A 25,706-nucleotide genomic window follows, 5' to 3' on the forward strand; every position below is an offset into this window, starting at 1 on the left:
TTGATCGACGATTCAGGTTTCATTTGCTCGTCGGCAAATTCGTGGAGGTCGGCTGGCCACGGCCTGGCGTCTGATGCTGACGCGGCCTTGGACAGTCGCCCCACGCGAAACCTGCGCCGCCGGTTCATGCTCGGCGCGTGCCTGCGGTGGCTGCATTGCTCTTGCTAGTTAGCGAGCAACGAGCACAGCGCGACTTCAGTCCGCTTGCTTGCGCAGGAACGCCGGGATGTCGTACGTATCGACGCCCTTTTCCTGCAATGCCTGCACGTGCGATGCCGCCGTTTCGCGCGACGAACGCCACACAGCCGGCGTGTCCAGCGAACCGTAATCCGTTGCCTGACCGTGCTGCGGCGCGTACGTGTTATGCGACGCGTGCGCGACCGGCTGATTGTCGGTGCCCGTGCGCAGGAGCGTCATCGGCGCTTGCTGCTGCTTCTTCGCCGCGCGGCCGAGGCCCGTTGCGACCACCGTCACGCGCAGGGCGTCGCCCATTGCGTCGTCGTACACCGCGCCGAAGATCACGGTTGCGTCGTCGGCGGCGTAGCTCTTGATGGTGTTCATCACTTCGCGCGTCTCAGACAGACGCAGCGAACGGCTCGACGTGATGTTGACCAGCACGCCGCGCGCACCCGACAGATCGACGCCTTCGAGCAGCGGGCTCGCCACAGCTTGTTCCGCAGCAAGACGCGCGCGATCGACGCCGGCGACGGTCGCCGTGCCCATCATCGCCTTGCCCTGCTCGCCCATCACGGTCTTCACGTCTTCGAAGTCGACGTTCACGAGACCGTCGACGTTGATGATTTCCGCGATGCCCGCGACAGCGTTGTTCAGCACGTCATCTGCGCACTGGAAGCACTTGTCCATCTCGGCGTCGTCGCCCATCACCTCGAAGAGCTTGTCGTTCAGCACGACGATCAGCGAATCGACGTGATCCTCCAGTTGCTGCGAGCCGGCTTCCGCCACGCGCATGCGGCGGCCGCCTTCGAATTCGAACGGCTTGCTTACGACGCCGACCGTCAGAATGCCCATTTCCTTCGCAATCTGCGCGACCACCGGCGCCGCGCCCGTGCCGGTGCCGCCACCCATGCCCGCGGTGATGAACACCATGTGCGCGCCGCGCAGTGCATCGGCGATACGCTCGCGGGCATCTTCGGCCGCTTCCTTGCCCTTCTCCGGCTTGGCGCCCGCGCCCAGACCGGTCATGCCCAACTGCAACACCTGCGGCGCCCGCGAACGTGCGAGCGCCTGCGCGTCGGTGTTCATCACGATGAAGTCGACGCCCTGCACACCCCGGTTGATCATGTGCTGAACGGCATTGCCGCCCGCACCACCAACTCCGACCACCTTGATGATCGTTCCGTTGGTTTCCGTTTCCAGCATTTCGAAATCCATGTTGCCTCCGTCAAGAATGAAGATCGGCGTTATCCGGAGAGAGATCGGGCAACCTCTCGCCGCGCGCTAGCCGCCGGTACCGGCGCGAATTATATTCATTACTTAAATACGTTTGTTTCGTACTGCTCTGTTCCGCGCAAGCTTCAGAAGTTTCCGAGGAACCAGTCTTTCATTCGTGTGAGCACTTGCCCCATCGATCCGTTCTGCACCGCGACCTTGCGACCGCGCATGCGCTGCGAGCGTCCTTCGGCGAGCAGGCCCATGGCGGTCGAATAGCGCGGATTGCGCACGACGTCCGCGAGACCGCCGGCGTACTCGGGCACGCCGATGCGCACCGGCTTCAGGAAGATGTCCTCGCCGAGTTCCACCATACCGGGCATCATCGCCGCGCCGCCGGTCAGCACGACGCCGCTCGACAGCAACTCTTCGTAGCCGGATTCGCGCACGACCTGCTGCACGAGCGAGAACAGCTCCTCGACGCGCGGCTCGACCACCGCCGCCAGCGCCTGACGCGACAGCGTGCGCGGTCCGCGTTCGCCGAGACCCGGCACTTCGATCATCTCGTCGGGGTCCGCGAGCGCCTGCTTCGCGATGCCGTACGTCACCTTGATGTCTTCCGCGTCGGGCGTCGGCGTGCGCAGCGCCATCGCGACGTCGCTCGTGATCTGATCGCCGGCAATCGGAATCACCGCCGTATGACGGATCGCGCCTTCGCTGAAGATGGCGATGTCGGTGGTGCCGCCGCCGATATCGACGAGCACGACGCCCAGTTCTTTTTCGTCCTCGGTCAGCACCGCCAGCGACGACGCGAGCGGCTGCAAGATGAGATCGTTCACTTCGAGCCCGCAGCGCCGCACGCACTTCACGATGTTCTGCGCCGCGCTCACCGCGCCCGTGACGATATGCACCTTCACTTCAAGGCGAATGCCGCTCATGCCGATAGGCTCGCGCACGTCCTCCTGACCGTCGATGATGAATTCCTGCGTCAGGATGTGCAGCACCTGCTGATCGGTCGGAATGTTGATCGCCTTGGCCGTTTCGATCACGCGGGCGACGTCCGTCTGCGTGACTTCCTTGTCCTTGATCGCGACCATGCCGCTCGAATTGAAGCTGCGAATGTGGCTGCCCGCGATGCCGGTGAAGACGTTCGTGATCTTGCAATCGGCCATCAGCTCGGCTTCTTCAAGCGCGCGCTGAATGGATTGCACCGTTGCCTCGATGTTGACCACGACGCCTTTCTTCAACCCCTTCGAGTCGCTCTGACCGAGTCCGATCACCTCGTAGTGGCCTTCGCCCTTCAATTCGGCGACGATCGCGACCACCTTCGACGTACCTATGTCGAGGGAAACCAGCAGGTCTTTGTAGTCTTTGCTCATAGCGTGCTCATGCCTGTGATGTCTGCTTACTTCTTGGCCTTGTCGGTGTCGTTGATGAAGCGCATGCCGGCGGCGCGTATCGCGAAGCCGTTGGGATAACGCAAATCCGCATATTCGATGTCCTTGCCCCACCGCCCCGTGACCGCTGCCCACGACGCGACGAAGCGCTTGCAACGGTCGTCCAGCGTGTCCTGATTGCGCTCGCGGCCCAGTTCGATCTGCGTGCCGTTCGAAAGCTTCACGGTCCACGCGAAACGCGGCGACAGCGTGACTTCCTCGGGCTGCGCGTCGAGCGGCGCGAACCACTTCTGGAAGTCGTGATACCGCGCGACGACTTCCTTCGCCGTGCCTTCGGGACCATCGAACGCGGGCAGGTCGTCGTCCAGTTCGCCCTGGTTCGCGGTAAAGAGCTCGCCGTCCACGCTGACCAGCTGATCGTTGCCCCACGTGCCGAGCGGCTTGTACTCCTCCAGCGTCACGGCGATCGCGTTCGGCCACACGCGACGCACGCTCGCGCGGCGCACCCATGGCATCTGCTCGAACGCGGTGCGCGCGGTGTCCAGATCGACGGTGAAGAAGTTGCCCTTCAGGTGCCCCACCACGCTCGCGCGCACCGTCGGCGAATTGATGTGCGTCGTATCGCCGTCGATCTGAATCTCGCGCAGGCGGAACTCGGGACGCTGGATCGCATAGACGCCCGCCGCGCACAGCAGCATCAACACGAGCATGGCGTTGAGCGCGCTGGCGGCGAGATTCATCTGGCGAACGTTGTTCCACATGGTTGCGCTTCGTCAGTTCTTGAGGGTGAGAGACAGCACCTTCACAACCAGATCCTTGTAGCTGATGCCGACCGCACGCGCCGCTTTCGGCGGCAGCGAGTGATCCGTCATGCCCGGCGCGGTGTTCACTTCCAGGAAGTACGGGTTGCCGTCGGCGTCCAGCATGAAATCGGCGCGGCCCCAGTCCGTGCAGCCGAGCATGTCGAAGGCGCGCTGCGTCAGTTGCTTCATGCGCGCCTCTTCGGCGTCCGTCAGACCGCAGGGAATCAGATACTTCGTGTCGTCGGCGACGTACTTCGCGTGGTAGTCGTAGAACTCGCCCGCCGGCACGATCTTGATGACCGGCAGGTCCAGATCGCCCGCGATGCAGCACGTGTACTCGCCGCCGCCTTCGATGCTCTGCTCGACGATCACGATCTTGTCGAACTTCGCGGCTTCTTCCAGCGCCGGCACGAGCCGTTGCGCGCTCTTCACCTTGATGACCGCGACGCTCGAGCCTTCGCTCGCCGGCTTGACGAACAGCGGCAGCCCCAGCTTCGCGACGATTTCCTGCGCGCGCCCGGCGTAATCGTCGCCGCGATAGACGGTTTCGAACGGCGGCGTCGGAATGCCGGTCTGCTGCCACACGAGCTTGGTGCGCAGCTTGTCCATGCCGAGCGCCGAGCCGAGCACGCCGCTGCCGGTATAGCGAATGCCGTAGAAATCCAGCGCGCCCTGCAACTGGCCGTTCTCGCCATAGCCGCCGTGCAGCGCGATGAACGCGCGCTCGAAGCCTTCCGCCTTCAGATCCGACAACGGGCGTTCGGCGGGATCGAACGGATGCGCGTCGACGCCCGCCTCTCGCAGCCTTTCCAGCACGAGGCGGCCCGAATTGAGCGAGACTTCGCGCTCGGCGGAATTCCCGCCGAGAAGCACCGCCACTTTGCCGAAGACCTTCGGATCGATGTTGTTCACTGTGTTACTCATGACGTCGTTTGTTGCTGTCTTCACTGCGGCTGGCTCTGCGCGAGCCGTCCGCATACACCGCCGATGGAGCCCGCGCCCATCGTGATCACCACGTCGCCGTTGCGCGCGAGCGTCGTCACGGCGTCCGGCACTTCATCCACCGTTTCGACGAATACCGGCTCCACCTTGCCCGCCACGCGGATCGCGCGTGCGAGCGCGCGGCCGTCCGCGGCGACGATCGGCGCTTCGCCTGCGGCATAAACATCGGTGAGAACGAGTGCGTCCACGGTGGAGAGCACCTTCACGAAATCTTCGAAACAGTCGCGCGTGCGCGTGTAGCGATGCGGCTGGAACGCGAGCACGAGACGCCGGTCCGGGAACGCGCCGCGCGCCGCCGCGATGGTCGCGGCCATTTCCACCGGGTGATGCCCGTAGTCGTCGATCAGCGTGTACGCGCCTTCGTTGTCGTTCGTCTTCACGTCGCCGTAACGCTGGAAGCGCCGGCCGACACCGTTGAATTCGGCGAGCGCCCTCTGGATATCGGCATCCGCCACTTCGAGTTCAGTCGCAATCGCAATGGCGGCGAGCGCGTTCTGCACGTTATGCAGGCCCGGCAGGTTCAACACGATTTCGAGCGGCGGCGCGTCTTCGCGCATGGCCGTGAAATGCATGCGGCCGTCGCGCGCTTCGACGTTCACCGCGCGCACCTGCGCGTCGGCGCCGATGCCATAGCGGATGATCGGCTTCGACACGAACGGCAGGATCTCGCGCACGTTCGGGTCGTCGACGCACAGCACCGCGATGCCGTAGAACGGCAGCCGGTGCGTGAATTCGATGAACGCCTGCTTGAGCCGCGCGAAGTCGTGGCCGTAGGTGTCCATGTGATCGGCATCGATGTTCGTGATGACTTCGATCACCGGAAAGAGATTGAGGAACGACGCGTCCGATTCATCCGCTTCGGCGACGATGAAATCGCCCGTGCCGAGCCGCGCGTTCGCGCCCGCGCTGATCAGACGCCCGCCGATCACGAACGTCGGATCGAGCCCGCCCGCGGCCAGCACGCTTGCGACGAGCGACGTCGTCGTGGTCTTGCCGTGCGTGCCGGCAATGGCGATGCCCTGCTTCAGCCGCATGAGTTCCGCGAGCATCACGGCGCGCGGCACGATCGGCACGCGCCGATGGCGCGCCGCCAGCACTTCGGGATTGTCGGGACGCACGGCCGTCGACACGACGACCGCGTTCGCGCCTTCGATGTTCTGCTCGTTGTGTCCGATCTCGACGCGCGCGCCCAGCGCCTTCAGCCGCTCGGTGACGGCGTTCTTCGAGAGGTCCGAGCCGCTGACCTGATAGCCGAGATTCAGCAGCACTTCCGCGATGCCGCTCATCCCTGCTCCGCCGATGCCGACGAAGTGAATGTGCTTGACGATGTGTTTCATGACTTAATGTGCCTCCCGAGCTTGGCCCGTAAGACGCGCGCCGGCGACGTCGGCGCAGACGGTCGCGACTCGTTCGGTCGCGTCCGGTTTCGCCAGAGCGCGTGAGCGCGCGGCCATCTCCGCCAGCGTGTCGCGCGTCTGCGCACGCAGCCAGCCGGCGAGCTCTTCCGCCGACAAATCGCGTTGTTGTATCAATTCCGCTGCGCCGTTCTTCGCGAGGAACGCGCCGTTGGTCGTCTGGTGATCGTCGACGGCGAACGGGAACGGCACGAAGAGCGCCGCCACGCCGACCGCCGCGATTTCGGACACCGTCATCGCACCCGAGCGGCAAATCACGAGATCGGCGGATGCGTACGCGCTCGCCATGTCTTCGATGAACGGCACAAGCTGCAAGTCTTCGCCGCGCGAAAGACCGGCCGTCGCGTAGTTCGCCTGCAATGCTTCGACATGCTTCGCGCCCGCCTGATGCACGATGCGCGGCCGTTCTTCCGGCGACAGCAGCGCGAGCGCCTTCGGCACCGTTTCGTTCAGCGCGGCCGCGCCCAGACTGCCGCCGACGACGAGCACGTTCAGCTTGCCCGTGCGCGACGCGTAGCGTTCTTTGGGCGGCAATGTCGACGTAAGTTCCGCGCGAATCGGGTTGCCGGTCCATTCGGCATTCGGCAGAGCATTGGGAAACGCGACGAGCACGCGCTTGGCGAGATGCGCGAGCACCTTGTTCGCGAGACCCGCGATGGAGTTCTGTTCGTGCAGCACGAGCGGGCAGCCCGCGAGCTTCGTCATGATGCCCGCCGGAAACGTGATGTAGCCGCCCATGCCCAGCACAACATCCGGCTTCACCTGGCGCAGCACGCGCAGGCTTTGCGAGCACGCGCGCATGAGATTCACCGGCAGCATCAGCTTCGTCCTGATGCCCTTGCCGCGCACGCCGCCGAAACGCACGCATTCCATCGGGATGCCGTGCTTGGGGACGAGCGTCGCTTCCATGCCGCTCGCGTTGCCCAGCCAGACGACGCGCCAGCCGCGCGCCTGCATCCAGTGCGCGACCGCGAGCCCCGGAAACACGTGGCCGCCGGTGCCGCCCGCCATGACCATCAGCGTGGGGCGTTGCGCGCTCATACTTTGCCTCCGCGCATGAGCACGCGATTTTCGTAATCGACGCGCAGCAGCACCGCAAGCGCGACGCAATTCAGCAAGATGCCCGAGCCGCCGTAGCTGACGAGCGGCAGCGTCAGGCCCTTGGTCGGCAGAAGACCGAGGTTCACGCCCATGTTGATGAACGTCTGCGCGCCGAACCAGATGCCGACGCCCTTCGCCATCAGACCCGCGAACGTGCGATCCAGCGCCAGTGCCTGACGACCGATTTCGAACGCGCGGCGCACGATCCAGTAGAACAGCAGAATCACGCAGATGACGCCGACGAAACCCAGTTCCTCGCCGATCACCGCGAGAATGAAGTCGGTATGCGCTTCGGGCAGATAGTTGAGCTTCTCGACGCTGCCCCCAAGACCGACGCCGAACCACTCGCCGCGCCCGAATGCGATCAGCGAGTGCGTCAGCTGATACGCCTTGCCCTGCGCGTAGCGGTCGTCCCACGGATCGAGATAAGCGAAGATCCGCTCGCGACGCCACGGCGAGAGCCACACGAGCATCGTGAACGTGCCGATAGCCGTGAGCACCAGACCGCCGAACAGCTTGCCGTTCACGCCGCCGAGGAACAGCACGCCCATTGCAATGGCCGCGATCACCATGAACGCGCCCATGTCCGGTTCGAGCAGCAGGAGCGCGCCGACCGCGCCGACCGCCACGGCCATCGGCAAGAAGCCCTTGCCGAAGCTGTGCATGAACTCCTGCTTGCGCACCGTGTAGTTCGCGGCGTAGATGGTCACCGCGAGCTTCATGATTTCGGACGGCTGCATGTTCGTGATGCCGAGCGGAATCCACCGGCGCGCGCCGTTTACGCCCTTGCCGATATGCGGAATCAGCACGATGACGAGCATCACGAGCGCGACCAGAAAAAGCTTGGGCGCGAGCTTGTCCCAGGTCTTTACCGGAATCTTGAACGCGATCACCGCGCCGACCAGCGCCGTCGCGACCGAAACGAGGTGCCGCACGAGGAAGTGATAGTCGCGGTACTGCGCGTACTTCGGCGAATCCGGCATGGCGATGGACGCCGAATACACCATCACGATTCCGAGCCCGAGCAACGCGATCGTCACCCACAACAGCGAGTGATCGTAGTCGAGCATGCGCGAGCGCGCGGGACGCACGCCGTTGACGGCGCTCGAAATGCCGCCCGAGCGCCCGGCGAGCGAATCGTTCGGAACCGCGTTCCGCTGCCCGGTGATTTTCGATCCGAAGCGGTCCGACCAGCTCATAGCATCACTCCCCGCGCGGCGGCGATATCTTCGACCGCGCTGCGAAACACATCGGCGCGGTGTGCGTAGTTCTTGAACATGTCGAGGCTCGCGCACGCGGGCGAAAGCAACACGGCGTCGCCCGGCTCGGCGATGCGCGATGCCGCCTGCGTCGCGGCTTCGAGCGTCGCGTGATCTTCGAGCGCGACGCCGGTGGCTGCGAGCGTCTCGCGAATGCGCGGCGCGTCGCGGCCGATCAGCATCACGGCGCGCGCCCAGCGCGCGACTGGCGCTTCGAGCGGCGAGAAGTCCTGACCTTTACCGTCGCCGCCCGCGATCAGCACGACGCGTTGCGCGAGGCCATCCAGCGCGGCGACCGTCGCGCCGACGTTCGTGCCCTTGCTGTCGTCCACGTAATCGACGCCGTCGATCTGCGCGATCACCTCCACGCGATGCGGTTCGCCGGGATACTCGCGCAAGCCGTGCAAGAGCGCGGCGAGCGGCAAGTCGATGGCGCGGGCGAGCGCGAGCGCGGCGAGGGCATTGGCCGCGTTGTGCAGGCCGCGAATGCGCAGCGCGTCGGCGGGCATCAGTCGCTTGGCAACGACGTTCGGCGCGGTCACGTCCTGCTTGCGGCGGCGCGACGGCGCGGGTTCGTCGGCCGCGTCGCGGTCGATACCTTGCGCAAGCCACGCGATGCCGTTGTCGCGCAACAGGCCGTAGTCGCCTACCTTCGACGGCTCATCCAGCCCGAACGTCACCACGCGGTCGTGCGCGATGTTCGCAGCGAGCGCCATCGTGCGGGCGTCGTCGCGATTCAGCACGCGCACCGTGCGCGGACCGAAGATGCGGCCCTTCGCGGCGGCGTAGGCGTCCAGGCCGCCGTGCCAGTCGAGATGATCCTGCGTGATGTTCAGCACGGCAGCCGCATCCGGCGCGAAGCTGTGCGATGTTTCGAGCTGGAAGCTGGAGAGTTCAAGCACCCAGACGTCCGGCAGCGCGGTTTGATCGATCGCTTCGGCGAGCTTGTCGAGCATCGCCGGGCTGATGTTGCCCGCGACCGCCACGCGCTTGCCCGCGCGTTCGCACAGAAGACCGGTGAGCGCCGTGGTCGTCGTCTTGCCGTTGGTGCCGGTGATCGCGAGCACCTTCGGCTCGTAGCCGTTCACGGCAAGACCGGCAAGCGCCTGCGCGAACAGTTCGAGTTCGCCCCACACCGGAATGCCGCGCTCCTTCGCCGCCGCGATGAGCGGCGCGAGGTCCGGCGCGAGCGGCGAAAGGCCGGGGCTGATGGCCAGCAGTTCGATGCCGCCATCGAGCAGTTCGGTCGTGAACGCGCCGCCGACGAACTCCGCGTCGATGTTGTGAATCACCAGTTCCGACAGATTCGGCGGGTTCTCGCGCGTATCGGCGATCCGCAGCCGGCACCCGTGCCTGGCGCACCAGCGCGCCATCGCGAGGCCGGATTCACCGAGCCCCAGCACGAGCACCATCGGACTTTGCCGACCGGAAAACTTCTCGCCAAACATCGCTTTACCCTTTCCTGAAACCGAAGAAACCGCAGACGTGCACGATCAACGCAGCTTGAGCGTCGACAAGCCGAAGAGACACAACATCAACGTGATGATCCAGAAGCGCACCACCACTTGCGTTTCCGTCCAGCCGGACAATTCGTAGTGGTGATGGAGCGGCGCCATCTTGAAGAAGCGCCGGCCTTCGCCGTAACGGCGCTTCGTGAACTTGAACCAGAAGACTTGCAGCATGACGGAGAGCGTTTCCGCCACGAAAATGCCGCCCATGATGAACAGCACGATTTCCTGACGAACGATCACCGCGATGGTGCCGAGCGCGCCGCCGAGCGCGAGCGCGCCGACATCGCCCATGAAGACTTGCGCGGGATGCGTGTTGTACCAAAGGAACGCGAGGCCCGCGCCGCCCATTGCGGAACAGAAGATCAGCAGTTCGCCCGCGCCCGGAATGTGCGGAAAGAGCAGGTACTTCGAATACACCGAGCTGCCCATGACGTACGCGAACGCGCCGAGCGACGCGCCGACCAGCACGACCGGCATGATGACGAGACCGTCGAGGCCATCGGTGAGATTCACCGCATTGCTCGATCCGACGATCACGAAGTACGTCATCGCGATGAAGCCCCACACGCCGAGCGGATACGTGATCGACTTGAGGAACGGCAGCATGAGGTCGGCGCGCGCGGGCAGGCCCATCGAGAGGCCGCTGCGCACCCACGCCATGAAGAGATCGAACACGCGCGTGTTGCTGGCCTCGGACACGCTGAACGCGAGATACACGGCCGCGAACAGGCCGATGACCGACTGCCAGAAATACTTCTCGCGCGACGACATGCCGCGCGGGTCCTTGTGCACGACCTTGCGATAGTCGTCCACCCAGCCGATCACGCCATAGCCGAACGTGACGAGCATCACGATCCACACGAAGCGGTTGGTGAGATCGGCCCAGAGAAGCGTCGAAACCGCGATGCCCATGAGGATCAGCACGCCGCCCATCGTCGGCGTGCCCGACTTGACGAGGTGCGTTTGCGGGCCGTCCTTGCGCACCGCCTGACCGACTTTCATCGCGGTCAGCTTGCGGATCACCCACGGGCCGCAGACGAGACCGATCAAAAGCGCCGTCGCGGTGGCGCCCACCGCGCGGAACGTAATGTAGGTGAACACGCGCATGAAGCTGGCGTCATTCTGAAGCCATTGCGCGAGTGCGAGTAGCATGCTGGTCCTTCTCTTTCTGTGAGTCAGTGTGCAGCGGGCGCATTGCCCGCCGCGGGTTGTTGTGGGCTCGTCAGGGCGTCTACCACGCGCTCCATCTTCATGAAGCGCGAGCCTTTCGCGAGATACGTTGCGCCGGGTCCGAACCCGGCTTGCTGAAGAGCGTCGATGAGCGCGGTCACGTCGGCGAAATGAACGGCGGTCTGCTTCGACGCCGCCGCGCGAAATGCGTTCACCGAATCGCGGCTCGCTTCGCCGATCGCGAACAACGCGTCGATGCCGCACTCAGCCGCATACGCGCCGACTTCGCGATGAAACGCCGGCCCTTCTTCACCGACTTCGCCCATGTCGCCCATCACGAGCACGCGCGGCGCTGCCTGCGCCGCGAGCACGTCGATGGCGGCGCGCATGGAATCGGGATTGGAGTTGTACGTGTCGTCGATGATGGTCGCGCCCGCGAGCGCGCCCGTCACCGCGCGCTTCACCTGCAAGCGGCCCTTCACCGGCTGGAACGCTTCGAGGCCGCGCTTGATGACGTCCAGCGACACGCCCGCCGCCAGCGCGGCGGCCGTGGCCGCGAGCGCATTGCGCGCGTTGTGTTCGCCGAGCACGTTAAGGGCGATGTCGATGCGGCCTTGCGGCGTGCGGACATGAACCGTCGCGCCGTCGACCGTGCCCGTGACCGCCGCCTTCGCTTCGTCGTCCGTCAGCGCGAAATCCATGATTGGATTGCCGGTGGCCGCCACGCGCCAGATGCTCGCGTAGTGGTCGTCGGCGGGGAACACGGCCGTGCCCGTTTCGCCGAGCGCGTGAATGACGGACGCATGTTCGAGCGCGACGGCTTCGACCGTCGCCATGAACTCCTGATGCTCGCGCTGCGCGTTGTTCACGACCGCGACAGTCGGCGCAGCGATCTTGCCGAGCGCATCCGTCTCGCCGGGATGATTCATGCCGAGTTCGACCACCGCCAGCCGATGCGCCGCGCTCAGGCGAAACAGCGTGAGCGGCAGGCCGATGTCGTTGTTGAAGTTGCCCGCGGTCGCAAGGCGCGCGTCTTCGCCGATTGCCGCCGCGAAGATCGACGCGATCATCTCCTTGACCGTCGTCTTGCCGTTGCTGCCGGTGACGGCGACGAGCGGCATGCTGAACCGCTTGCGCCAGCCGTGCGCCAGCGCACCGAGCGCCGCACGCGTGTCCTTTACCTTGATGACTGGCAGCGGCCAGGCATCCGAATTGCGCACATCGCGCGAGACGAGCGCGGCGGCCGCGCCGCTCTTCGCCACCTGATCGAGGAAGTCATGCGCATCGAAGCGATCGCCCTTCACCGCGACGAACAGATCGCCCGCCTGCACGGCGCGGCTGTCGGTCACGACGCGTTCGATGGCGATAGCTTCGTCGCCCTGAAAGACCGCGCCGGGAATCAGCGCGGCGGCTTCGCGCAAGGTGAACATCGTCATTCGCCGCCTCCGCGTTGTTGCGTGGCGCGTGCGGCAAGCGCGAGGCGCGCGTGATCCTGATCCGAGAACGCGCGCTTTTTGCCCATGATTTCCTGCGTGGCCTCGTGTCCTTTTCCGGCGAGCAGTACGACATCTTCGCGCGCCGCCGAGCGCAGCGCCTGCAAAATGGCGCTCGCGCGATCCTCGATGCGCCGTGCCTTCGAGGCGTCCTTCATGCCGGCGGCAATCTGGTCGATGATGGCAAGCGGATCTTCGCTGCGCGGATTGTCGCTCGTGATGACGACCTGATCCGCGAGACGCTCGGCGATTTCGCCCATCAGCGGACGCTTGGTCGCGTCGCGGTCGCCGCCGCAGCCGAACATGCAGACGAGCTCGCCGCCGCGCGCGGCAGCGATCGGGCGCAGCGCAGCCAGCGTTTTTTCGAGCGCGTCGGGCGTGTGCGCGTAGTCGATTACAACGAGCGGCTCATCGTTCTGCAGCCGGCCGCCGAGACGCTCCATGCGGCCGTTGACCGATTCCAGCTTCGAGATTCGCGCGAGCGCGGCATCGAACGGAACGCCGACTTCCAGCAGCACGCCGAGCACCGCGAGCAGATTGCTCACGTTGAACGTGCCGAGCGTGTTCACTTCGACTTCGGCCTCGCCCCAATCGGACGAAAGATGAAACGCGGTGCCCGTGGCGGTTGCGCGCACGCGGCTCGCGAGCAGCACGGCGTCGGCGCTCGGCGGGGCATCGGCCGGCATATCGACGGCGTACGCAATCGTGCGGACCTTGCCGCGCAGCGATTCGATGAGACGCTGACCGGCGGCATCGTCGCGATTGACGATGGCCGTTTTCAGCGACGGCCACGCGAACAGACGCGCTTTCGCGGCTTCGTAAGCCTCGAAGGTGCCGTGATAGTCGAGATGATCCTGCGTGAGATTCGTGAAGATGGCGATGTCGAAGTCCGTGCCGTTCACGCGCCCCTGATGCAGCGCATGCGACGAGACTTCCATCGCGACAGCCTCCGCGCCTTGCGCCTTCAGTTGCGCGAGGCTGCGCTGGAGCTGCGGCGCATCCGGCGTGGTGAATCCCGTCGACGCGAGCTTGCCCGGCATGCCGATGCCGAGCGTGCCGACGATCGCGCACGGACGACCGAGCGCGGTCAGCGCGGTGGCGATCCACTGGCTGCACGATGTCTTGCCGTTGGTGCCCGTCACGCCGACGGTGAGCATCGACGCGCTCGGCTCGCCGTACCACGCGGACGCAATTGGACCGGCGAGTTCGTTGAGCGCCGGCACGGCCAACGCCTTCGACGCGTCCGGCTTGCCCGCGAAGTTCTCCGGCTGATACAGCGCGGCAGCCGCGCCCGCGCCGAGCGCCGCGTCGAGATACGGCCGGTTGTCCGCGCCGTCGACGGCGTACGCCAGGAACACGTCGCCGCTTTTGAGCGAGCGCGTGTCGGCGTGCAACTGGGCCTCGGGCCGCGCATGGGCGCGCAGCCATTGAACGGCATGTGAAACGTCCTTCTGCATCTTGCTCTGACGGGGCGCGCTCATCGCACGACTCCCGGATGTGTCTTCGTGTTGCTCGACACGGCCACCTTCTTCGCCGTGTTCGCGTTGTTCGAACCGTTCGCGTTCGCGGGCTGCGCGGACGCTTGCGTGGCGGAATTCGATTCGTCCGTCACGACCATTTGCTTGACCGGCATGTCCGGCGGCACGTTCAGCGCGCGCAGCGTGTCGCCGACGATGCCCGAGAACACCGGCCCCGATACCTGCCCGCCGAAGTGGCTGCCCGCCGTCGGTTCGTCGACCGATACGGCCACCACGATGCGCGGATTCGGCATCGGCGCCATGCCGACGAACGACGCGCGGTACTTCGAGTGATCGTAGCCGCGGCCCGCGTGCTTGTACGCCGTGCCGCTCTTGCCGCCGACGCGATAGCCCGGCACCGCCGCATCCGGCGACGTGCCGTTCTTCGACACAACCGTCTCGAGCATGGCGCGAACCTCGCGCGCGGTGGTCGGCGAGAAGACCTGCTGCCCCATTGGCGGCTGATCGCCCGGCGTGCGGAAAATCGAGACCGGCAGAATCATGCCGTCATGCGCGATGGCGGTGTACGCGCGAGCCAGCTGAAACAGCGACGCCGACAAGCCGTAGCCATAAGACATGGTCGCCTGCTCGATGCGCCGCCAGCTCTTCCACGGCCGCAGGCGTCCGGTGACGGCGCCCGGAAAACCGACTTTCGGCGCCTGACCGAGACCCAGGCTCGTGTACATGTTCCACATTTCCTCGGGCCGCAATTGCATCGCAATTTTGGTCGCGCCGATATTGCTCGACTTCTGAATCACGCCGCCGACGGTGAGCGTGCCGAAACCGGAGTCGTCCGTGATGCGCGCGCCGTCCAGCACGAACACGCCGCCGCCCGTTTCGACGAGCGTATTCGGCGTCACGCGATGCAGATCGAGCGCGAGCGAAACGGTGAACGGCTTCATGATGGAGCCCGGCTCGAAAGTGTCCGTCAGAATGCGGTTGCGCAACTGCTCGCCGGTCATGCGCGAGCGGTCGTTCGGGTTGTAGGTGGGATAGTTGACGAGCGCGAGCACTTCGCCCGTCTTCACGTCGATCACCATCGCAGCGCCGGCCTTCGCCTTCGTCTTTTCGACGGCCGCTTTCAGGTCCGTGTACGCGATGTACTGAATCTTGCTGTCGATCGAAAGCTCGACGTCCTGGCCGTTATGCGGCACGACCTGTTCGTCGACGTCTTCGACGATATGCCCCATCCGGTCCTTGATGACGCGACGCATGCCCGGCGTGCCGGCCAGCACGCTCTGGTCGCCGAGTTCGACGCCTTCCTGGCCCTTGTCTTCAATATTAGTAAAGCCGATCAGGTGGGCGGTGATTTCGCCTTCCGGATAGAAGCGCTTGTATTCGCCGCGCGAATAAATGCCCGGAATGTCGAGCGCCGCCACTTTCTGCGCGACTTCGAGCGGAACCTGACGCTTCACGTAGACGAACGTCTTGTCCATCGACAGCTTCGCGCGCAGGTCTTTCTGCGTCATGTCGAGCAGCTTCGCGAGTTCGGCGAGCTTGTCCGCGCCGAGATCGTTCGGGACGGCTTCGGGAATCGCCCAGATTGCCTTCACGGGCAGGCTCGTGGCGAGCACGAGGCCGTTGCGGTCGCGAATCTGGCCGCGCGTGGCGGGCATTTCCAGCGTGCGCTGATAGCGGCTTTCGCCCTGCTTCTTGAAGAAAGCGTTGCCCGGGCCCTGAATCCAGAAGGCGCGCGCCGCCAGCGCGACGAACGCCATGAACAACAGGAACACGACGAGCTTCGAGCGCCACATGGGCAGGCGCACGGCGAGAATCGGGTTGGGCGTGTAGGCGACGTCCTTCTGCTTCGCGGATTTCTTCATCGTTTGACTCCGCGTGCGGACGGCGCCGAGGCGGGCAACGGCGGCGGCATGGGTGCTTCGGCGGCCTTCGCGGTCGCCGGGTCGTAGGTCAGGTATTGCGTGCGGCCGGTGGTCACTGGCTGCATCTTCAGTGAGTTAGTGGCCAACTGCTCGATGCGCGAAGTCTTCGACAATGCGCTCTGCTGATACTGGAACTGCGCGTAATCCTGCTGAAGCTGGCGCTCCTGCGACTGCGCCCGCTGCAACTCGATGAACACCTGCCGCTGCTTGTTCGTGGCGCTGACGACCGACAGCGCGCACCCGAGCACGACGATCAGGAGAAAAATGTTGAGACGGTTCATGGCGCGATGCGCTCCGCGATACGCATGACCGCGGACCGGGCGCGCGGGTTGTCGGCGACTTCGGCATCGCTCGGAAACACGCGGCCGACGATCCGCAGAGGCGGACTCGGCAGATCGACCGCGCGGATCGGCAAACGACGGTCCACCGCCGGCGCGCTCGATTGCGCCTGCATGAACCGCTTGACGATCCGGTCTTCGAGCGAATGAAAGCTGATCACGACCAGCCGCCCCCCTTGCTCCAACAACGAAAGTGCCGATTCAAGAACTACTTGCAGCTCCGCAAGCTCTTGATTGATGTGAATCCGTATAGCCTGAAAGGTGCGAGTTGCCGGGTCCTTGCCCTTTTCACGGGTCTTGACGACGTGACCCACGATTTCGGCAAGCTCGCGCGTGCTGACGAGAGGCCCAAGACGGTCGGACTCTGCCCGGCGAGCAACAAGCGCCTTTGCAATCTGAAAAGCAAACCGTTCTTCCCCATAATCTCTGATCACCTCCGTCATTTCCTGCACCGTGGCCCGCGCGAGCCACTCGGCCGCCGACTCGCCGCGCGTCGGGTCCATCCTCATGTCGAGCGGACCTTCCGCGCGGAAACTGAAACCGCGCTCGGGGTCGTCCACCTGCGGCGACGACACCCCGAGGTCCAGCAACACGCCCGACACCCGTTCTATCCCGCGCTCGGTCGCCGCGCTTCGCAACGCGGCGAAGCTGTCATGCACGATCGAAAAGCGCGGATCCTGAATCTGTTGCGCCGTGGCGATGGCGAGCGGGTCCTTGTCGAACGCGACCAGCCGCCCTGTTTCGCCCAGCCGCTGCAATACCGCCCGGCTATGACCGCCGCGCCCGAAGGTGCCATCTATATAGATACCGTCGGCGCGCGTGATCAGTCCGTCTACCGCTTCCTTCAACAGCACCGTGCGATGCTGCAAGTCATTTCCCATCGCAGGTGCCATGTTTTTCAGCGCCGCGTCAGAAAGTGAAGTTCTTTAGCGCGTCGGGCATGCCCTGCGCCATCGCTGCGGCTTCCTTCGCCGCGTACGTCTGCGAGTCCCATAATTCGAAATGAGCGCCCATGCCGAGCAGCGTCACCTCTTTTTCCAGCGAAGCGGCAGCACGAAGCTCCGGCGAGACCAGCACGCGCCCGGCAGTATCGAGTTCGACATCCATTGCGTTACCGAGGAAAATGCGCCGCCACCACATGGCTTCCATTGGAAGCGCGGCAACCTTGGCGCGAAAGACTTCCCACTCCGGGCGAGGAAACAGCAACAGGCATCCATCCGGGCTCTTCGTGAGCGTCACCCGGCCTTCTGCCTGCCCTTGCAGCGCCTCTCGATAGCGGGACGGAACCGACATCCGCCCTTTCGCATCGAGCGTCAGCGCCGACGCCCCTTGGAACACTCGCCCTTCTCCCCGTTTGTCGCTGCCTGACTGTCGATGCCCACCGAGACGCCGCGCATGCCTTGAAACTGGCGAAAAGTAGTCGCTGAATCACACAAACAACCACTTTCTCACACTGTCTCCCACTTTAGAGGAACGCATTTCCTCGGTCAAGACGCGTGGCTTTTTTTCGGGGAGCTTTTACTCGCTAGAACAAGGACTTAGCGAAGGGACTTATTGCCGACAGGAAGGGGAAAATCGTTTGAAATTAGAGAACTAGTGAGGGAAGCGAACCTAAAGTATGAACATCTGCGCCGCAGACGCGTGAAATGTAACGGTTTCCGCGAGCGCTCCGGGCGCTCGACGGATCTTATTGTTCATACAAACGACTGGCGGCGGCACTTGGACGCCTATACGTAGTAGGCGGTGCGCGTCATCACCTTCGCCGCCGCTCGCATCATGAGACGGACAGGAAACGGCATCTCCGATCCACCCGCGCCGATGGCGGCGGCGGCGTGCGCGCTTTCGTCCTGGCGCATCTGTTCGACGATCGCGCGAGAAGCGTAGTCGGTGGCAGGCAGCGTCTTCATGTGGCCGTCGAGATGCTGCTCGACCTGGCGCTCAGTTTCCGCCATGAAGCCGAGGCTCGCGCGGTCGCCAAAACGACCCGCGACGAAACCGATGGCGAGCGCGCCCGCATACCACAGCGGATTCAGAAGGCTCGGGCGCGAGTCGAGGTCTTTGAGACGCTGGGACGTCCATGCGAGGTGATCTTCCTCTTCGCGGGCGGCCTGCTCGAAGCTCGCCTTCAAGCCCGGTGATTGAGTCGCGAGCTTCTGCGCCTGATAAAGCGCCTGCGCGCAGACTTCACCGACATGATTCACGCGCATCAGACCGGCTGAATGAGCCTTCTCCTCGTCAGTGAGTTGCGGCGCGTCAGCGACCATGCCGCCCTCCACGAGAACCGGCATGTTCGATTGCGGCACAGGCCGCGACATGCGGCTTACTCCGGTCATGGAACGCAGGCCGCGATCGAACTCGCCAATGATTTCATCGAGCGTCATGTTCTCACCTCGTTGTTGATGTCATCGTTTCGCGCAATGTCGTACGGGACGATTAGCAATCCCTATTCTCGCGGTCAGACATGCGAAAACGGCCGTCGACGAGCGCCATTTTTTGTAATTAGGGCAAACACGACTCGCAAAACTGCTGCAAAACCGGGATTTTAGCGCATGTTGCGTAAACGTCACACGTAGCCGCGGGCGCGGTCCCTTTTCCTTTGTGCGGAAAGTCGCGTTTGTTACATTACGTGTCACTTCGCAAAGAAGACCCCGGCAGGGACCGTCAACACACTGGCGCTAGAACAGTGACCTTGCCAAACAAGTCGCAAAACACTCCTTGGAGATCTACACAATGAAAAAGTCGCTTCTCGCTCTCGCAGCATTGGGCGTCTTCGCTGGCGCCGCACATGCGCAGAGCAGCGTGACGCTGTACGGCATCATCGACGCAGGTTTCGCCTACTCCAACAACGTCCTCGGTCAGAAGCTGTACTCCATGAGCAGCGGCAACGTGCAGGGCAGCCGTTGGGGCCTGCGTGGCACGGAAGATCTGGGCGGCGGCCTGAAGGCCCTGTTCGTGTTGGAGAACGGCTTCAACGTGTTCAACGGCCGTCTCGGCCAAGGCGGCTCGGAGTTCGGCCGTCAGGCGTATGTCGGTCTGTCGACGGCGCAATTCGGCACGGTCACGCTGGGTCGCCAGTACGACTCCGTGGTCGACTTCACCGGCGCGTTCGAAGTCGGCAGCCAGTGGGCGACGTACTACGGCGCGCACCCGGGCGACCTCGACAACATGAACAACTCGAACCGCGTGAACAACGCGATCAAGTTCACGAGCGCCAACTACGCAGGTTTCTCGTTCGGCGGTCTGTATAGCCTCGGCGGCAACGCTGGCCAGTTCAACCGCAACCAGATCTGGTCGGTCGGCCTTGGCTACTCGCAAGGTCCGCTGCAATTGGGCGCGGGCTACCTGAACGTCAAGGACCCGAACTACTCGTTCTTCGGCAACACGCCGGCGTCGAGCACGACGGGCTCGAACATGGCAGGCAGCCGCGTGTATTCGGGCTACGCTTCGGCTCATACGCAGCAAGTGATCTCGGCAGGCGCGGCGTACACGTTCGGCGCGGCGACGGTCGGCGCGACTTATAGCAACACGCAATTCAAGGATGTCGGCACGGAAGCAGGCACCGGACTGAACCCGGCTGGATACACGGGCGGCACGGGCAAGTTCCACAACGCCGAAATCAACTTCAAGTATCAGTTGACCCCGGCCCTGCTGGTTGGCGCTGCCTACGACTACACGAAGGGTTACGGCCTGGGCAATGCCAAGTACCACCAAGGCATGCTTGGCGCGGACTACTTCCTGTCGAAGCGCACGGACGTGTATATCGACGGCGTGTATCAACACGCTTCTGGCACGGACTCGACGCGTGGCGCCGCAGTCGCCAACATCAACGGCCTGTCGCCGTCGTCGACGTCGAACCAGGTCGCAGCGCTGGTCGGCATCCGCCACAAGTTCTAAGAAGCTCGTAATAAAGCGGGATCTGTTGAAAGGCGCCTTCGGGCGCCTTTTTTGTCTCGACAATCCCGCCACTCGCCATGAAAAAAGCCTTCGCGTCTTGCGACGCGAAGGCTTCGATAGATGCGAGCGCGATCCGCTCAGACCGTACCGTCGCGCAACTCGCGGCGAAGAATCTTGCCGACATTGCTCTTCGGCAAGTCCTTGCGAAACTCGATGATGCGCGGCCGCTTATAGCCCGTCAGCCGTTCCTTGCAGAACGCAATCACGTCCGCTTCGGTCAGGTTGTCGTCCTTGCGCACGATGAACAGCTTCACCGCCTCGCCCGAATTCTGATCCTTCACGCCGACCGCAGCCACTTCGAACACGCCCGGCAACATCGCCACGACATCCTCGATTTCGTTCGGATACACGTTGAAGCCCGAGACGAGAATCATGTCCTTCTTGCGATCGACGATCTTCACATAACCGCGCTCGTCGAACACGCCGACATCGCCTGAGCGGAAGAAACCGTCGGGCGTCATCACCTTCGCCGTTTCGTCCGGGCGATTCCAGTAGCCGGCCATCACCTGCGGTCCCTTGATGCAGATCTCGCCGGCCTGCCCGAGCGGCACTTCGTTGTTGTCGTCGTCGCGGATGGAGACTTCGGTCGATGGCAGCGGCAAGCCGATGGTGCCGGTGTACTCGGTGGCCGTCACGGGGTTGCATGTCACGCACGGCGAAGTCTCCGACAGCCCGTAGCCTTCGACGATAGGCACGCCGGTCACCGCGAACCAGCGCTTTGCGACCGCCTCCTGGACCGCCATGCCGCCGCCGTTCGCCGCGATCAGCTTGGAGAAGTCCAGCTTCGAGAAATCGGGATGATTCAGCAACGCGTTATAGAGCGTGTTCACCGCCGGAAACGTGTTGATGGGAATGCCCTTCAGTTCCTTGATGGTGCCCGCGATATCGCGCGGATTCGGAATCAGCACGCCGAGCCCGCCCGTGCGGATGGTGAGCATGCCGCACACCGTCAACGCGAAGATGTGATACAGCGGGAGCGCGACGACGCACACGAACTGGTCGATGTCGGGCCGCTGTCTGCGCGCCGGTTCCAGCCACACTTCGGATTGCAGCACATTGGCGATCAGGTTCCGATGCGTCAGCGTCGCGCCCTTCGCCACGCCGGTGGTGCCGCCAGTGTATTGAAGGAACGCGACGTCGTCCGGTGTCTGCGCGACCGGCTCCAGCGCGTGGCGGCTGCCTTCGCTGATCGCATCGTTGAAGCGAATGCTGCCCGGCAAGTTGAACGCAGGAACCATCTTCTTCACTTTTCGGACGACGAAATTGACCAGCAGGCCCTTCATGCCCATCAGGTCGCCCATTGCCGCGACGACGACATGCTTGATCGCCGTATTCTTGATCACGGCCTCGAGCGTGGTAGCGAAGTTCTCCAGAATGACGATGGCTTCCGCGCCGCTGTCGCGAAGCTGATGTTCCAGCTCGCGCGGCGTGTAGAGCGGGTTCACGTTCACGACGATATAGCCCGCGCGCAGCACGGCCGCGATGGCGATCGGGTATTGCAGGACGTTCGGCATCATCAGCGCGACGCGCGCACCGCGCTTCAAGCCCTTCTCCTGCAGCCATGCAGCGAGCTTTTCTGACATGTCGTCGAGCTCGCCATAGGTGATCGCCTGCCCCATGCAGAGGAAGGCGCGACGGTCGCGGTTGTTGCGAAAACTGTCTTCGAGCAACTGCGAGACCGACCGGTACGCCGACACGTCGATCTCCGCGGGTACGCCGGCCGGATACGATTTCAGCCAGAGTTTCTCCATACGGCGTCTCCTTATTTAATTTTCGAATGGTCGTGCGAAAACAGGATGCTAGCCGCTCCCTTCCGTTCCGACAATCCGGTTAGACGCCGCACTCCAGACCACTTCGGGTCGGGTCTTTCCATACTTCTCAATGCACTGACTCCACTTCCACCAGGCAATCGTAGAACGTCGCCGATCCCCCCAGATCGGTCAAAGCCTGGCTCGTTACTTGATTGGCGTTGCAGCCATCGGGGGACAACTTCTTCCACCAGATCGACAAGCCGACGACCACGCCTTCGCGCGCCCGATCGGTGACACGCGCACGCGCCTGCATCGACCCGCGATCGTTGAAGATCCGCACTTGCGCGCCGTCCGCGATACCGCGTGCGTCGGCGTCCGCCGGGTGAATGTCGAGATGCGGCTCCGCCTCGGTCGCGCGCAGACTCTCGATGTTCACGAAGCTGCTGTTCAGGAAGTTGCGCGCGGGCGGCGAGATCATCGCGAGCGGATAGCGCGCGGCGAGCTCCGGCGCCGCTTCCGCCGACTCGTACGGCGGAAGGTAATCCGGCAGCGGGTCCATGCCTTCGCGTGCGAGACGTTCGCTGAAGAATTCGCACTTTCCTGATGGCGTGCGAAATCCTCCGTGCGCGAGCGGCGCGTCGGGAATGTCGAGTTCGAGCCAGCGCGACGCCTTGAGTGCCTCCCATCCGCGCCCGTTCAGCGTAGGGTCGTCCCAGCGAAAGGCTTTCGACGCAATCTGCTCGTCCGTTTCGAAGAGAGCAGGCTCGGTGAGCTGCATCGCGCGGGCGAGGCCGCGGAAGAAATCGGTGTTCGGACGAGACTCGCCCACCGGCGGTATGGCCGGCAGGTTCGCCATGATGTGCGTGTGGCCGTACGACTTGTGTACGTCCAAGTGCTCGAGCTGCGTGGTCGCCGGAAAGATCAAGTCGGCGTAGTCCGCGGTATCGGTCTGAAAGTGCTCCAGCACGATGGTGAACAAGTCGTCGCGCGCGAAGCCAGCCGCGACCTTTGCCGAGTCCGGCGCAACGGCGACCGGGTTCGAGTTGTAGACGATCAGGGCTTCGATTTTCGGCCCGAACGCGGCATCGCCCGGATGAAGCAAGGCGCCACCGATTGCGTTCATATTGATGCTGCGCGGCAGCTTGTGCGGCCAGCCCGGCAGCAAGTCCGGGCGTTCGAGCGCGGCATTGTCGACCGGTGCCCATCCCGACGACGACAACAATAGACCGCCCGACCGCTCGCGCCACGCGCCCGTCAGCGACGGCAGACACGCGACGGCGCGCACCGCGTTGCCACCACCGCGCACGCGCTGCATGCCGTAGTTCAGGCGGATGGCGGCTTTCTTTGTCGAGCCGAATGCGCGCGCCAGATCGAGTACGGTCTGTTCCTCGATGCCGCAAATCGTCGCCACGCGCGACGGCGGATACTGCGCGGCCCGCGCCGCGAGTGCGTCGAAACCGACGGTGTGATCTGCGATGTACGCGTGATCCACCAGGTTTTCGCGGATCAGCACGTGAATCATGCCGAGCGCGAGCGCGGCATCCGTGCCGGGCCGCAGCGCGATGTGCTGATGACATTTCTCGGCGGTCAGCGACCGATACGGATCGATTGCGATCAATTTGGCGCCGCGCCTCTTCGCCTCCTGCGCGCGCGTCCAGAAATGCAGGCTCGACGCGATCGGGTTCGAGCCCCAGATCAGAATCAGCTCGCTTTCCTCGAAGAACTCGACATGCATGCCGATGCCGGCGCCATACGTATAGCGCAGCCCGGCCGCACCGGCTGCCGCGCAAATCGTGCGATCCAGTCGTGACGCGCCGAGCACATTGAAAAGACGCGCGGCAATGCTTTCTCCCTGGACGAGACCCATCGTTCCGGCGTAGCTGTACGGAAGGATGGCTTCCGGCGCACGGCGCGCGATCGGACCGAGGCGCTCGGCGGCTATTCGCAGCCCAGCGTCCCAACTGATCCGTTCGAAACGATTCGAGCCCTTCGGCCCGACACGAATCAGCGGCGTGAGCAGGCGGTCCTTGTGATGCGTCCGCTCGGCGTATCGCGTGACCTTCGTGCAGAGCACGCCTTGCGTCGGCGGATGATCCGGATCGCCACTCACCTTCACTGCCTTGCCGTTCTCTACGGTCACGCGCATCGCGCAGGTGTCGGGGCAATCGTGCGGGCAAACGGCTCGGGCAAACTCGGCTGGGGCGTTCATCGGATAGTCCGGTCAATCGGCAAGGGCGGCAGATGCCAGAATTCTATTACGCCGGCTATGCGACCGTCCGTCCGATGACTCAAATAGTGGCGGCGTAGAATGAACCAGCGGTGCATCACACGGTTGGTCCGAATTCAAACAAGCGAGCGGTTCAATGAACCTGATTCCGGAAATCGAAGCATCTAACGATGAAATCAAGGCTCTCCGACGAACGATCCACGCTCATCCCGAACTGCGCTATGAAGAGGTAGGGACTGCGAAACTGGTGGCGGAGAATCTCGAACGCTGGGGGATCGAGGTCCATCGAGGCTTGGGGAAGACAGGCGTCGTTGGCGTTTTGAAGCGTGGGACGGGCAGCGCGTCTATCGGGCTGCGCGCAGACATGGACGCCTTGCCGATTCAGGAAACCAACAGCTTCAGCCATAAGTCGACTCACGCCGGACGCATGCACGCGTGCGGTCACGACGGGCACACGGCCATGTTGCTTGGCGCGGCCAAGTATCTCGCGGAACACGGAAGGTTTGACGGAACGGTCGTTTTCATCTTTCAACCGGCAGAAGAAGGCGGCGCCGGCGCGAAGGCCATGATCGACGATGGACTTTTCACCCGCTTCCCCGTCGACGCCGTTTTCGGCATACACAACTGGCCTGGCATTCCGGCAGGGCACTTCGGCGTGACGGAAGGGCCGATCATGGCGTCGAGCAATGCGTTTCGTATCAACGTCCGCGGAGTTGGATCGCACGCCGCTTTGCCGCATAACGGGCGGGATCCCGTCTTCAGCGCGGTTCAAATCGCCAATGCACTGCAGAGCATCATCACGCGCAACAAGAAGCCGCTCGATACGGCCGTGTTGTCGATTACGCAGATCCATGCGGGCGATGCGGTCAACGTGGTGCCCGATCGTGCGTGGCTGGGCGGGACGGTGCGTACTTTCTCTGTGGAAACGCTCGACCTGATCGAAGCGCGTATGCGGAAAATCGCTGAATCGACCGCTTCAGCTTACGACTGCGAAGCTGAAGTCTGCTTCCATCGAAACTATCCGCCGACGATCAATGATCCGGCACAGACAAAGTTCGCAGCCGAGGTAATGGCCGAAGTGGTCGGCGAGCAGAACGTCGATTTTTCCGTCGAACCGACGATGGGCGCTGAAGACTTCTCCTTCATGCTGCTCGAGAAGCCCGGCTGCTACGCGTTTCTGGGTAATGGAGATGGGGGGCATCGTGAGCATGGACACGGCGAAGGTCCTTGCATGCTGCACAACGCGAGCTACGACTTCAATGACGCGTTACTGTCTGTCGGCTCGTCGTATTGGGTTAGGCTCGCTGAGCGGTTTTTAGCCTGTTGATTTAGGGGCGCCGCCGAGTGACGTGACGCTTCAAGCCGCCCCAAACGCAAAAACCCCACCTTTTCGGGGTGGGGTTTTTGTTTATGGCAAGGGGAGCCTGACGATTACCTACTTTCACACGGGCAATCCGCACTATCATCGGCGTGGAGTCGTTTCACGGTCCTGTTCG

At 63.8% G+C, this 25,706-nt stretch carries 20 protein-coding genes; 2 read left to right on the top strand and 18 right to left on the bottom strand.

Going from position 1 to position 25,706, the window contains the following annotated elements; translation table 11 throughout:
* Nucleotides 1-195: 195 nt before the first annotated feature.
* The 16 genes from ftsZ to coq7 form a co-directional block, all read right to left on the bottom strand.
* Entirely contained in the window at nucleotides 196-1,392 is a 1,197-nt protein-coding gene (gene ftsZ / locus NCR34_RS12000; RefSeq protein ID WP_175945177.1) for a cell division protein FtsZ, read from the bottom strand.
* Between the two features lie 143 nt (nucleotides 1,393-1,535).
* Complete coding sequence (ftsA, locus tag NCR34_RS12005) at nucleotides 1,536-2,768, bottom strand: cell division protein FtsA (protein WP_159837031.1); 1,233 nt, start codon at nucleotides 2,766-2,768, stop codon at nucleotides 1,536-1,538.
* Nucleotides 2,769-2,794: 26 nt separating this feature from the next.
* Complete coding sequence (locus tag NCR34_RS12010; protein WP_250500013.1) at nucleotides 2,795-3,547, bottom strand: cell division protein FtsQ/DivIB; 753 nt, start codon at nucleotides 3,545-3,547, stop codon at nucleotides 2,795-2,797.
* Between the two features lie 12 nt (nucleotides 3,548-3,559).
* Entirely contained in the window at nucleotides 3,560-4,501 is a 942-nt protein-coding gene (locus NCR34_RS12015; RefSeq protein ID WP_250500041.1) for a D-alanine--D-alanine ligase, read from the bottom strand.
* Between the two features lie 32 nt (nucleotides 4,502-4,533).
* Nucleotides 4,534-5,928 (bottom strand): UDP-N-acetylmuramate--L-alanine ligase, encoded by a 1,395-nt coding sequence (gene murC / locus NCR34_RS12020; protein WP_250500015.1) that lies wholly within the window; start codon nucleotides 5,926-5,928, stop codon nucleotides 4,534-4,536.
* A 3-nt stretch (nucleotides 5,929-5,931) separates the two neighbouring features.
* The gene (gene murG, locus NCR34_RS12025) at nucleotides 5,932-7,047 is read right to left on the bottom strand and encodes an undecaprenyldiphospho-muramoylpentapeptide beta-N-acetylglucosaminyltransferase (RefSeq protein WP_250500017.1); all 1,116 of its coding nucleotides are present in this window, start codon (nucleotides 7,045-7,047) and stop codon (nucleotides 5,932-5,934) included.
* Nucleotides 7,044-8,306 carry a putative lipid II flippase FtsW gene (gene ftsW, locus NCR34_RS12030; protein WP_250500018.1) on the bottom strand — a complete coding sequence of 421 codons (1,263 nt, stop codon included), beginning with the start codon at nucleotides 8,304-8,306 and terminating at the stop codon, nucleotides 7,044-7,046. The genes murG and ftsW overlap by 4 nt, the downstream gene beginning before the upstream one ends.
* Nucleotides 8,303-9,814 carry a UDP-N-acetylmuramoyl-L-alanine--D-glutamate ligase gene (gene murD / locus NCR34_RS12035; protein WP_250500019.1) on the bottom strand — a complete coding sequence of 504 codons (1,512 nt, stop codon included), beginning with the start codon at nucleotides 9,812-9,814 and terminating at the stop codon, nucleotides 8,303-8,305. Before murD ends, ftsW begins: the two co-directional genes overlap by 4 nt.
* 45 nt (nucleotides 9,815-9,859) lie before the next feature.
* Entirely contained in the window at nucleotides 9,860-11,029 is a 1,170-nt protein-coding gene (gene mraY / locus NCR34_RS12040; RefSeq protein ID WP_159837037.1) for a phospho-N-acetylmuramoyl-pentapeptide-transferase, read from the bottom strand.
* Nucleotides 11,030-11,052: 23 nt separating this feature from the next.
* Nucleotides 11,053-12,483 carry a UDP-N-acetylmuramoyl-tripeptide--D-alanyl-D-alanine ligase gene (locus NCR34_RS12045; RefSeq protein ID WP_250500021.1) on the bottom strand — a complete coding sequence of 477 codons (1,431 nt, stop codon included), beginning with the start codon at nucleotides 12,481-12,483 and terminating at the stop codon, nucleotides 11,053-11,055.
* Nucleotides 12,480-14,021, bottom strand: coding sequence for a UDP-N-acetylmuramoyl-L-alanyl-D-glutamate--2,6-diaminopimelate ligase (locus tag NCR34_RS12050; RefSeq protein ID WP_250500022.1), 1,542 nt, complete (start codon nucleotides 14,019-14,021; stop codon nucleotides 12,480-12,482). The genes NCR34_RS12045 and NCR34_RS12050 overlap by 4 nt, the downstream gene beginning before the upstream one ends.
* On the bottom strand, nucleotides 14,018-15,880 hold the full coding sequence (locus tag NCR34_RS12055) for a peptidoglycan D,D-transpeptidase FtsI family protein (protein WP_250500023.1): 1,863 nt from the start codon (nucleotides 15,878-15,880) through the stop codon (nucleotides 14,018-14,020). The genes NCR34_RS12050 and NCR34_RS12055 overlap by 4 nt, the downstream gene beginning before the upstream one ends.
* Nucleotides 15,877-16,221 (bottom strand): cell division protein FtsL, encoded by a 345-nt coding sequence (gene ftsL, locus NCR34_RS12060; protein WP_175945199.1) that lies wholly within the window; start codon nucleotides 16,219-16,221, stop codon nucleotides 15,877-15,879. Before ftsL ends, NCR34_RS12055 begins: the two co-directional genes overlap by 4 nt.
* Complete coding sequence (rsmH, locus tag NCR34_RS12065) at nucleotides 16,218-17,171, bottom strand: 16S rRNA (cytosine(1402)-N(4))-methyltransferase RsmH (protein ID WP_250500024.1); 954 nt, start codon at nucleotides 17,169-17,171, stop codon at nucleotides 16,218-16,220. Before rsmH ends, ftsL begins: the two co-directional genes overlap by 4 nt.
* A 16-nt stretch (nucleotides 17,172-17,187) precedes the next feature.
* Nucleotides 17,188-17,616, bottom strand: a complete 429-nt coding sequence (gene mraZ, locus NCR34_RS12070) for a division/cell wall cluster transcriptional repressor MraZ (RefSeq protein ID WP_035966891.1) — start codon at nucleotides 17,614-17,616, stop codon at nucleotides 17,188-17,190.
* Nucleotides 17,617-18,005: 389 nt separating this feature from the next.
* Nucleotides 18,006-18,659, bottom strand: coding sequence for a 2-polyprenyl-3-methyl-6-methoxy-1,4-benzoquinone monooxygenase (gene coq7 / locus NCR34_RS12075; protein WP_250500025.1), 654 nt, complete (start codon nucleotides 18,657-18,659; stop codon nucleotides 18,006-18,008).
* A 349-nt stretch (nucleotides 18,660-19,008) separates the two neighbouring features.
* Between coq7 and NCR34_RS12080 the strand changes: the two genes are divergently transcribed.
* A complete protein-coding gene (locus NCR34_RS12080) occupies nucleotides 19,009-20,172 on the top strand; it encodes a porin (RefSeq protein WP_250500026.1) in 1,164 nt (387 codons plus the stop codon).
* 137 nt (nucleotides 20,173-20,309) lie between these two features.
* Here the strand turns inward: NCR34_RS12080 and NCR34_RS12085 are convergent, their stop codons facing one another.
* Both NCR34_RS12085 and NCR34_RS12090 read right to left on the bottom strand, forming a co-directional pair.
* Nucleotides 20,310-21,983: a long-chain fatty acid--CoA ligase gene (locus NCR34_RS12085; RefSeq protein ID WP_250500027.1), complete on the bottom strand. Its 1,674-nt coding sequence runs from the start codon at nucleotides 21,981-21,983 to the stop codon at nucleotides 20,310-20,312.
* A gap of 127 nt (nucleotides 21,984-22,110) precedes the next feature.
* On the bottom strand, nucleotides 22,111-24,192 hold the full coding sequence (locus NCR34_RS12090; RefSeq protein ID WP_250500028.1) for a molybdopterin-containing oxidoreductase family protein: 2,082 nt from the start codon (nucleotides 24,190-24,192) through the stop codon (nucleotides 22,111-22,113).
* A gap of 154 nt (nucleotides 24,193-24,346) precedes the next feature.
* Here NCR34_RS12090 and NCR34_RS12095 point away from each other — a divergent pair, with 154 nt between their 5' ends.
* On the top strand, nucleotides 24,347-25,537 hold the full coding sequence (locus NCR34_RS12095; RefSeq protein WP_250500029.1) for a M20 aminoacylase family protein: 1,191 nt from the start codon (nucleotides 24,347-24,349) through the stop codon (nucleotides 25,535-25,537).
* Nucleotides 25,538-25,706 lie beyond the last annotated feature (169 nt).

The sequence above is a fragment of the Caballeronia sp. GAWG1-5s-s genome (assembly GCF_023631445.1).
Lineage (GTDB): Bacteria > Pseudomonadota > Gammaproteobacteria > Burkholderiales > Burkholderiaceae > Caballeronia.